The sequence below is a fragment of the Pantoea sp. CTOTU46764 genome (assembly GCF_031974595.1).
GTDB lineage: Bacteria > Pseudomonadota > Gammaproteobacteria > Enterobacterales > Enterobacteriaceae > Pantoea > Pantoea trifolii.
The window spans coordinates 37325-47691 of the sequence record NZ_DALYOQ010000030.1; the positions used below are offsets into that span (position 1 = coordinate 37325).

Consider the following 10367-nt stretch of genomic DNA (forward strand, 5'->3'; position numbering starts at 1 on the left):
GGTGTGGCGGGAGTATGCCGGCTTCCCCAGCGGAAGCCATCACTTGTTGGGTACGCATCATTACCGCATCGGCAAAGCCGCGCAGCAACATGACGAACGCCATGATGATGTACATGATACCCAGTTTTTTGTGGTCGATGGAGGTGAACCATTCTGACCACAGGTACTGCCACTTACCAAAATAGGTAATCGCAGCAACCAGTGCCAGACCACCTAAGATGATAGCGGCGACCGTAACCACGATAATGGGTTCGTGGTATGGCACTGCATCAAGTGTTAATTTTCCGAACATCGTATTATTCCTCGGCTCCCGCGGAAGCGGCGTGACTCATGTCCATGCCTTTATGTTCTGGCATGTCCATCTTCCCGTGGCTCATCATGAACTTATCAATCACTTGCTTGAACAGTTCTGGATTTGCCGTTGAGAAATATTCCACCGGGTGATTTTCGCTAGGCGTAGCCAATTTCTCGAAATCATCCATGGTGTTCAGCGCGTTAGGTGCCGCTTTAACTTTGGCAACCCACTGCTGGAATTCCGCATCGTCTTTAGTTGCAATGGCTTTGAACTTCATGCCAGAGAAACCACGACCACTGAAGTTCGCAGAGATACCGTCAAATGTTCCTGGCTCGTTGGCGATCAGATGCAGTTTGGTCTGCATACCGGCCATCGCATAAATCTGGCTGCCGAGAGTAGGAATAAAGAAGGAGTTCATCACGGAGTTGGAGGTGATCTTGAAGTTCACTGGAGTGTTTGCCGGGAAGGCAATCTGGTTGACGGTTGCAATACCCTGTTCCGGGTAAATGAACAGCCATTTCCAGTCCAGTGCCACTACGTCGATCTCAACCGGTTTAACGTCAGAAACCAGCGGTTTGCTCGGCTCCAGCGCGTGGGTTGATTTCCAGGTCAAAACGCCGAGGAAGATAATGATCAGGATCGGAATGGTCCAGACCACGGCTTCCACTTTGTTCGAGTGTGACCAGTTAGGGCTATAAGTTGCGTTAGTATTGGTTGCCCGATATTTCCAGGCAAAGAATACTGCCATGAAGACTGCCGGGATAACTACGATCATCATCAAGCCGAAAGCTGTCAGAATCAACGAACGTTGCTCCAGTGCAATCTGTCCTTTGGGATTTAACAACGCACTATCGCAGCCACTGAGTAATACAGCGCCTGCAATTAATGACAAAATCCCCAAACTTTTATTGTATTTACTGAGTCTCATTTAACGACCTCAATGACAAAGGGCTCTATTGTCGTTTAAGTGTGCGCGCATTTTACGGGAAGGTTTATGCAGTGTAAACCAGCTTAAGGATGTGTCAGAAGGCTGTTGACACCTTTTGCTAAGGGTGTCACAGATGTTACGCAGGGTGACAAATTATTAACTGCGACAAGCAGTTGGCATCAATATAACAAAAACCAATGGTAGAAACCGCAGAAAAATCAGGGAAAGTATAAACCGTACTCTTAATACTCATTTATTTAACATTTCTGCATCATTTTGGCGATGACTTTTATACAAAGTAATTGCGCACCGGATTTAAATATTCGCTCGCAGTTGTTAATTTAATGTTTCTAATTCGCTTTAAAAAAAATGCTATTGGGAAAATGAGCAACTGATATTTTTAGCCCATTATTTCGTTATGAAAATTGGCTTACTCAACCCAGATTTTCCCGCGCCGCTTTTTTTAATGCCAAACTATCTAAAATAACCCCGAGTGCGACCGCCAACAGCGCAAATGCCATGCCGGCTTCGAACAGTGGCGTAAGTAGCGCATCAATCTGCACAACGCCGCTGGCGTTAAGGGCTAAGGCCAGCAACCACAAGGCCAGCAAGCCGCAGCCGATGCGAAACAGACGCACCGTCCAGCGGTAACCTTGCGGCCACAAGCTGCGCATCACAAACTCCCCGCTCTGCTGCATGCTGTGCAAGGTACCGCGACACAGCCACAACAGCAGCAATCCCGGCACGCCAGCAAACACGGTGAAGGCATAGAAGGTCGGCCAGCCCCACAGTTCAACCAGCCAACCGGCAGCGGGACCGACGTAAACACGGCCCACGGCGGAGAGGGCAGAAAGCAGTGCGAACTGCGTAGCTGAGAAGGATTTGTTGCACAGCGTCATCAACAACGCGACAAAAGCCGCAGTGCCCATGCCGCCGCACAGATTTTCAATAAACACCGCGCTCGCCATGCTCCACAAGTGCGGTGGCGTCACCGCCAGCAACCAGTAAGCAAAGTTCGACACCGCTTGCAGTACGCCGAATATCATCAGGGCGCGGAACAAACTCAGGCGCTGCATCAGTACGCCGCCGTACAGCGCGCCGATGATGGTGGCCAGCAGGCCAAGCGTTTTATTCACCAGACCGACATCGCCAGCGCTAAAACCGACGCCGCGAATCAGGAACGTGGTGGTGAGCGAGGCGGCAAACGCATCGCCGAGCTTATAAAGGACAATCAGCGTGATCAGCAGCCAGGCGTTATTACGCTGGAAAAAGTCTTTTAGCGGGAATGTCACGGCCTGGCGAAGCGAATGCGATTCGCGCGCCGGCATCTCCGGCTCTTTCGCCAGCAAGGTGGCGATAAGGCCCGGCACCATCAGCAGCGCCATCAGCCAGTAAGTGGCTTGCCAGCCGAGATAGCGATCCGCTAACCACAGCGCCAGCCCACCCGAAATCAACATCGCCAGACGATAACCCAGTACGGTGATCGCCGCGCCGCTGCCGCGCTCCTCCGGCGGCAGCACATCGGTTTTCCAGGCATCAAACACGATATCCTGTGAAGCCGAACAGAAGGCAACCAGCACCGCCAGCGCGGCCAGCAGCGTTAAGTCACGCGAAGGCTGCATAAAGCCCATGGCGATAATGCCGCCAATCAGCGCCAGCTGCGTGACCAGCAGCCAGCCGCGACGGCGACCAAGAAACGGTGGCGTATAGCGATCCATCATCGGCGACCACAGGAACTTAAACACGTAAGCCTGGCCGACAAGGGAGAAGAAACCGATGGTTTTCAGGTCAACATTCTCTACCGTCATCCACGCCTGTAACGTCCCGGCAGTTAACGCCAGCGGTAAGCCTGAGGCAAAACCCAGCAGCAGCAATACCGCCGCATTACGTTGGGTAAAAATACGCAGATAGTGAGATGTCATAGCCAACCTGAAATGAAGCCCGGCGAGGCGTCGCCGGGCAAATGACTGCGGAAATTAGCGGGCGTTCTGCTTGATGAAGTTGTGAACGCTGGTGTCCTGCGCCATATCAGCAATCACGTCACTCAGCGTTGAATTAACCGCGTTGGTGATCTTCGCGTTGGTGGCGGTAAACGCGCCTTCTACGCTGTAAGTCTGGCGATAGTTTTTCACCTGCTTGTTACCGTTTTTCGCGGTGGCGATGATGGAGATATCCGCCTTGGTGGTAATGCTGTAGCGCACGTTGCCTTGGGTCACATCCGCATACAGACCATTCACCACGATCTGCAGATCAACGGCACCGCTTGGGCCGATCATGTAGCCGCGTGACGTCATCTGCTTCTCTAACACTTCCTGCAGCAGGAAACGCAGGTCGCGTGATGGTGTCAGCGTGATCAACTGACCATCGCGGTTTACTTTGGCCAGCGCCTGATCGGAACGTTGATCGGCACCGTTAACGCTGATGGTGACGCCCATCAGGCTTGGATCTTGCTGCGGTAATTGAATCTTCGGTTGAATATCCAATGTGGTGTTGTTGCTGGCACAGCCGGCCAAAATAAAAGCAGCCAGCAGAGGGAATAACAGTTTTTTCAACATACTCATTCTCGTTAGCATATGGGTTGGTTTGCAAAACTGCGGCCATCATAGCATTGCGCAGCGGTGAAAAAAGCCCCGGGCCAATGGAAATTGATTGTAAAGGCTTTTTTCGGACAGGATGAAACGCCGGCCAGTTGACCTGAGAGATAAGCGAGTTACTATGCGCAGCGCTGGCGGATTTATTTACGGTCAAGCTGCGGAAGCGGTAAAAAACCTACTAATATTTAAACAGATGGGCACAGCGCTCGCCGGAAAGGAGTGTTAATCATGATTCGCGAACAAATAGAAGAAAAGTTGCGTAACGCTTTCGAACCTGCACATCTTGAAGTGCATGATGAAAGCTACCGTCATAACGTGCCCGCCGGTTCTGAAAGTCACTTTAAAGTGGTGATTGTCAGCGATCGATTTACCGGTCAGCGCTTTCTGCAACGTCATCGCGCTATTTATGGCGAACTGGCAACCGAATTGGCGGGCAGCGTACACGCGCTGGCACTGCATACTTACACACAAAAAGAGTGGGATGGATTGCAGGATACGGTTTTGGCTTCACCGAATTGTCGCGGTGCTGGCACGCTTGCCTGAATTCCCTTCTTTCACATCTCCAAAAACGGCCTGCGGGCCGTTTTCTTTTTATTTATTACACTCAAACGCGATCTACGGCGCAAAAAAGCAGCAAGACCGCTAAAAAGTGGTGAGTTTGCAGCCTCGACTCATTCCAGCGATGCCGCTATAATGCTGCGTCTATTTTTCCGGAATGTCTTCGGGACGCTTCTGGTGACAGGGATTAGGTTCTGCCTGCAGAGGCCGTCCCGGTTGTTGGATACGGCGCATTTTATGTGTGGAGTCTGAAGTTGACCGAGCACGTGATTTTTTGAGGTAACAAGATGACAGTTTCAGTAGAAACCACTCAGGGTCTGGGCCGTCGCATTTCGATTACTGTTGCAGCTGACAGCATCGAAAGCGCAGTAAAGAAAGAACTGGTGGAAGTGGCTAAGAAAGTCCGTATCGACGGTTTCCGTAAAGGCAAAGTGCCGGCACACATCATTTCTCAGCGCTACGGTGCTTCTGTTCGCCAGGACGTGCTGGGCGAGCTGATGACGCGCAACTTCGTTGACGCCATCATCAAAGAGAAAATCAATCCGGCTGGCGCACCAAACTATGTGCCGGGCGAATATAAAGAAGGCGAAGACTTCACCTACGCGGTTGAGTTCGAAGTGTATCCAGAAGTTGAACTGAAAGGCCTGGACGCAATCGAAGTCGAGAAGCCAGTGGTAGAAGTGACTGACGCTGACGTTGATACCATGCTGGAAACCCTGCAGAAGCAGCAGGCGACCTGGAAAGAGAGCGATGCAGCTGCGACAGCTGAAGATCGCGCGACCATCGACTTCAGCGGTTCTGTTGACGGCGAAGAGTTTGAAGGCGGCAAAGCCTCTGACTTCGTGCTGGCAATGGGCCAGGGTCGTATGATCCCAGGCTTCGAAGAGGGCGTTGTTGGCCATAAAGCCGGCGAAACCTTCACTATCGACGTGAAATTCCCGGACGATTACCACGCAGAAAACCTGAAAGGGAAAGATGCGAAGTTCGAAATCGTGCTGAAGAAAGTTGAAACCCGCGAACTGCCAGAGCTGACTGAAGAGTTCATCAAGCGCTTTGGCGTGGAAGATGGTTCAGTTGCCGGTCTGCGTGCAGAAGTGCGTAAGAACATGGACCGCGAGCTGAAAGGTGCTATCCGTAACCGCGTGAAGACGCAGGCAATCGACGGTCTGGTTAACGCCAACGACATCGACGTTCCGGTTGCACTGATCGACAGCGAAATCGACGTTCTGCGTCGTCAGGCTGCACAGCGTTTTGGTGGTAACGAGAAGCAAGCGCTGGAACTGCCACGTGAACTGTTCGAAGAGCAGGCTAAACGTCGCGTAGTGGTTGGTCTGCTGTTGGGCGAAGTGATTCGCATCAACGAACTGCAGGCTGATGAAGATCGCGTTAAGACGCTGATCGAAGAGATGGCTTCTGCGTACGAAGATCCGCAGGAAGTGATCGAGTTCTACAGCAAGAACAGCGAGCTGATGAATAACATGCGCAACGTGGCTCTGGAAGAGCAAGCGGTTGAAGCGGTACTGGCGAAAGCGAAAGTGACCGATAAAGCCACTAACTTCCAGGAACTGATGAACCAGACCTCTGCGGCCTGATTCATTCGTTAACCGTTAGTGCTAAGCCCGTGACTGAAAAGTCGCGGGCTTTTTCGTTTCTGGCGCTAAGTACACGGATTTGTCCTCTATTTGCTTAATTAATCGGCAAATTATCCGCTAAGCTCTTTTTCCGTGTTAGCGAATGGGCAAAAGGTTGTTATGCTTGAAACAACTGGGCAGCATCCCCAGATACAGGGAGAATGCATGAAAACAGTGAGACTGACTGATTAACCGGGTTGTTATTTCGGTTTGAGGCCGTGACACGTAGCGTTTGCGCCTCGGCTTACGTAAAATCGGTACAGAATGTTGCCAATGAAATTTATCAGGAGACGGTAATGTCATACAGTGGCGATCGTGAATTTACTGCACCGCACATGGCGCTGGTGCCAATGGTGGTCGAACAAACCTCGCGCGGCGAGCGTTCTTACGACATCTACTCTCGCCTGCTCAAAGAGCGTGTGATCTTCCTGACCGGTCAGGTTGAAGATCATATGGCTAACCTGATCGTGGCGCAGATGCTGTTTCTGGAAGCTGAGAATCCTGAAAAAGACATTTACCTCTACATTAACTCGCCAGGCGGCGTGATTACTGCTGGGATGTCGATTTATGACACAATGAAGTTTATTAAGCCCGATGTCAGCACCATCTGTATGGGTCAGGCTTGTTCAATGGGTGCGTTCCTGCTGACCGCAGGCACCAAAGGCAAACGCTTCTGCTTGCCTAATTCACGTGTGATGATTCATCAGCCATTGGGCGGCTATCAGGGCCAGGCGACGGATATCGAAATCCATGCGCGTGAAATTCTGAAAGTGAAGCAGCGCATGAATGAGTTAATGGCTGAGCACACGGGCAAATCGCTGGAAGAGATTGAACGCGACACCGAGCGCGATCGTTTCCTCTCTGCGAGCGAAGCGGTTGAGTATGGCTTGGTCGACTCAATCCTGACGCATCGCCAATAAGACACATCTGCTTGCCCCTTACGCTATAGTTAACGGGGAGCAGGCAGATGGGTTGAATGCATATCGGCCGTTGATGTACGGCCAGCGCCGTACAACAAATTTGGTCTGAGAAAGAAAAGAGGTTAGCTGATGACAGATAAGCGCAAAGACGGTTCAGGTAAGTTGCTGTACTGCTCTTTCTGCGGCAAAAGCCAGCATGAAGTCCGTAAGCTAATTGCCGGGCCGTCAGTGTACATTTGCGATGAGTGCGTTGATCTTTGCAACGACATTATTCGTGAAGAGATTAAGGAAGTTGCGCCGCATCGCGAGCGTAGCTCACTGCCGACGCCGCATGAAATCCGCCATCACCTTGATGATTATGTTATTGGTCAGGAAAGGGCGAAGAAAGTGTTGGCAGTAGCGGTATATAACCACTACAAACGCTTGCGTAATGGCGATACCAGCAACGGCATTGAACTGGGCAAAAGTAACATTTTGCTGATCGGTCCAACCGGTAGCGGTAAAACACTGTTGGCGGAAACGCTGGCGCGCTTGCTGGATGTGCCCTTCACCATGGCGGATGCCACCACGCTGACCGAAGCAGGTTACGTGGGTGAAGACGTTGAAAACATCATCCAGAAGCTGCTGCAGAAGTGTGATTACGACGTGCAGAAAGCGCAGCGCGGCATTGTCTACATCGATGAAATCGACAAGATTTCTCGCAAGTCTGACAACCCGTCGATCACCCGTGACGTCTCGGGCGAAGGCGTACAGCAAGCGCTGTTGAAACTGATTGAAGGCACCGTGGCTGCCGTACCGCCGCAGGGCGGACGCAAACATCCACAGCAGGAGTTCTTGCAGGTTGATACCTCCAAGATTCTGTTTATCTGTGGTGGCGCATTCGCCGGTCTCGATAAGGTGATTTCCCAGCGTGTTGAAACCGGATCCGGCATCGGCTTCGGCGCAACCGTGAAGGGCAAATCCCAGAAGGCGAGTGAAGGCGAATTGCTGTCGCAGGTTGAGCCAGAAGATCTGATCAAGTTTGGCCTGATTCCTGAGTTCATTGGTCGTCTGCCAGTTGTGGCAACGCTGAGCGAACTGAGTGAAGAAGCGCTGATTCAGATCCTGCGTGAGCCGAAGAACGCACTGACCAAACAGTATCAGGCGCTGTTCAATCTGGAAGGTGTGGAGCTGGAATTCCGTGACGAAGCCTTAACGGCGATCGCTAAAAAAGCGATGTCACGTAAAACCGGTGCACGTGGTCTGCGTTCTATCGTTGAAGGTGCGTTACTTGAAACCATGTACGACCTGCCTTCAATGGATGACGTTGAAAAAGTAGTGATTGATGAGTCAGTGATTGAAGGTCAATCTGAGCCGATGTTGATTTATGGAAAGCATGAAGCCCAGGCTTCTGGTGAATAAATAAACAATCGCACCACGTTGTTATCTTAAAAAAGGGGAAAAATCTTTCCCCTTTTGTTTTTCTCTCGCCAGTGACATTGAATGTCGTACAAGCATCCCCATATACTCAATATCCTGTGGGTTTAACTGCAAAACCTCTATTGCGCGGTACCCATCACCTGGCGGACATTAAACTAAGAGAGAGCTCTATGAATCCTGAGCGTTCTGAACGCATTGAAATCCCCGTGTTGCCGTTGCGCGACGTGGTGGTTTATCCGCACATGGTAATTCCGTTGTTTGTTGGTCGGGAAAAATCGATTCGGTGCCTCGAAGCCGCAATGGATCATGATAAAAAGATCATGCTGGTTGCACAGAAAGAGGCTTCAACGGATGAACCTGGCATTAACGATCTCTTCTCAGTAGGGACCGTCGCTTCTGTATTGCAGATGCTGAAACTTCCAGACGGCACGGTAAAAGTGCTGGTTGAAGGTTTACAACGCGCGCACATCACCACGCTGGCTGATAATGGCGACCATTTCGTTGCCCAGGCCGAATACCTTGTCTCGCCAGAAATTGAAGAGCGCGAGCAGGAAGTGCTGGTACGCACGGCCATCAACCAGTTTGAAGGCTACATCAAGCTCAATAAAAAAATCCCACCTGAGGTCTTAACCTCCCTCAACAGCATCGACGATGCGGCCCGCCTGGCCGATACCGTCGCAGCGCATATGCCGCTGAAACTGGCTGATAAACAGTCCGTGCTGGAGATGTCCGACGTCAACGAACGTCTGGAATATCTGATGGCGATGATGGAATCAGAAATCGATCTGCTGCAGGTTGAGAAGCGTATTCGCAACCGCGTTAAAAAGCAGATGGAGAAAAGCCAGCGTGAGTACTATCTGAATGAGCAAATGAAAGCCATTCAGAAAGAGCTGGGCGAAATGGATGACGCGCCGGATGAGTACGAGGCGCTGAAACGTAAGATTGAAGCGGCCAAAATGCCGACCGAAGCGCGTGAAAAAGCCGAAGCTGAGCTGCAGAAGTTGAAGATGATGTCGCCGATGTCTGCAGAAGCGACTGTGGTGCGTGGCTACATCGACTGGATGGTTCAGGTTCCGTGGGTGGCGCGCAGCAAGGTGAAAAAAGACCTGCGTAAAGCGCAGGAAACGTTGGATATCGACCATTACGGTCTGGAACGCGTCAAAGACCGCATCCTTGAGTATCTTGCGGTGCAGAGTCGCGTCAGCAAAATTAAAGGCCCAATTCTGTGCCTTGTTGGACCGCCAGGCGTGGGTAAAACCTCGCTGGGACAGTCGATTGCTAAAGCTACCGGACGTAAATACGTGCGTATGGCGCTGGGTGGCGTGCGTGATGAAGCGGAAATCCGCGGACACCGTCGTACCTACATCGGTTCTATGCCAGGCAAGCTGATCCAGAAAATGGCAAAAGTGGGCGTTAAAAACCCGCTGTTCCTGCTGGATGAGATCGACAAAATGTCTTCTGACATGCGTGGCGATCCGGCTTCAGCGCTGCTTGAGGTGCTGGATCCTGAGCAGAACATTGCGTTTAACGATCACTATCTGGAAGTGGATTACGATCTCTCTGACGTTATGTTTGTGGCGACCTCAAACTCCATGAACATCCCGGCACCGTTGCTCGACCGTATGGAAGTAATTCGTCTCTCCGGTTATACCGAAGATGAAAAGCTAAACATCGCGAAGCAACATTTGCTGCCGAAGCAGATTGAACGTAATGCGCTGAAAGAGAAAGAGATCACCGTCGACGACAGCGCGATTGTTGGTATCATCCGCTACTACACCCGTGAAGCGGGCGTGCGTAGTCTGGAACGCGAACTTTCCAAGCTGTGCCGTAAAGCAGTGAAAGCGCTGCTAATGGATAAGTCGAAAAAGCACATCGTAATTAATGGCGACAACCTCAAGGATTTCCTTGGCGTGCAGCGCTTTGATTATGGTCGCGCAGAGAGCGAAAGCCGTGTGGGTCAGGTGACTGGTCTGGCGTGGACGGAAGTGGGCGGCGATCTGCTGACCATCGAAACCGCCTGCG

Annotated in this window: 8 protein-coding genes and 1 pseudogene; 5 read left to right on the plus strand and 4 right to left on the minus strand. The window is 51.5% G+C overall.

Features of this window, described 5'->3' with window-relative positions:
• The 4 genes and pseudogenes from RTM06_RS12215 to RTM06_RS12230 form a co-directional block, all read right to left on the minus strand.
• A pseudogene (locus RTM06_RS12215) lies at positions 1-292 on the minus strand (cytochrome o ubiquinol oxidase subunit I); the annotation flags it as partial.
• A gap of 4 nt (positions 293-296) precedes the next feature.
• Positions 297-1223: a cytochrome o ubiquinol oxidase subunit II gene (gene cyoA, locus RTM06_RS12220; RefSeq protein WP_101762426.1), complete on the minus strand. Its 927-nt coding sequence runs from the start codon at positions 1221-1223 to the stop codon at positions 297-299.
• A 434-nt stretch (positions 1224-1657) separates the two neighbouring features.
• Positions 1658-3145, minus strand: a complete 1488-nt coding sequence (gene ampG, locus RTM06_RS12225) for a muropeptide MFS transporter AmpG (RefSeq protein ID WP_312182468.1) — start codon at positions 3143-3145, stop codon at positions 1658-1660.
• Between the two features lie 54 nt (positions 3146-3199).
• Complete coding sequence (locus tag RTM06_RS12230) at positions 3200-3778, minus strand: lipoprotein (protein WP_007886975.1); 579 nt, start codon at positions 3776-3778, stop codon at positions 3200-3202.
• 267 nt (positions 3779-4045) lie between these two features.
• Here RTM06_RS12230 and bolA point away from each other — a divergent pair, with 267 nt between their 5' ends.
• The 5 genes from bolA to lon form a co-directional block, all read left to right on the plus strand.
• A complete protein-coding gene (gene bolA, locus RTM06_RS12235; protein ID WP_008103937.1) occupies positions 4046-4360 on the plus strand; it encodes a transcriptional regulator BolA in 315 nt (104 codons plus the stop codon).
• Between the two features lie 302 nt (positions 4361-4662).
• Positions 4663-5967, plus strand: a complete 1305-nt coding sequence (gene tig / locus RTM06_RS12240) for a trigger factor (RefSeq protein WP_008103935.1) — start codon at positions 4663-4665, stop codon at positions 5965-5967.
• 335 nt (positions 5968-6302) lie between these two features.
• Positions 6303-6926, plus strand: a complete 624-nt coding sequence (clpP, locus tag RTM06_RS12245; protein ID WP_008103933.1) for an ATP-dependent Clp endopeptidase proteolytic subunit ClpP — start codon at positions 6303-6305, stop codon at positions 6924-6926.
• A 129-nt stretch (positions 6927-7055) separates the two neighbouring features.
• Positions 7056-8327, plus strand: a complete 1272-nt coding sequence (gene clpX, locus RTM06_RS12250; protein WP_008103932.1) for an ATP-dependent protease ATP-binding subunit ClpX — start codon at positions 7056-7058, stop codon at positions 8325-8327.
• A gap of 188 nt (positions 8328-8515) precedes the next feature.
• On the plus strand, positions 8516-10367 hold a 1852-nt coding region (gene lon / locus RTM06_RS12255), incomplete at its 3' end, for an endopeptidase La (protein WP_312182472.1).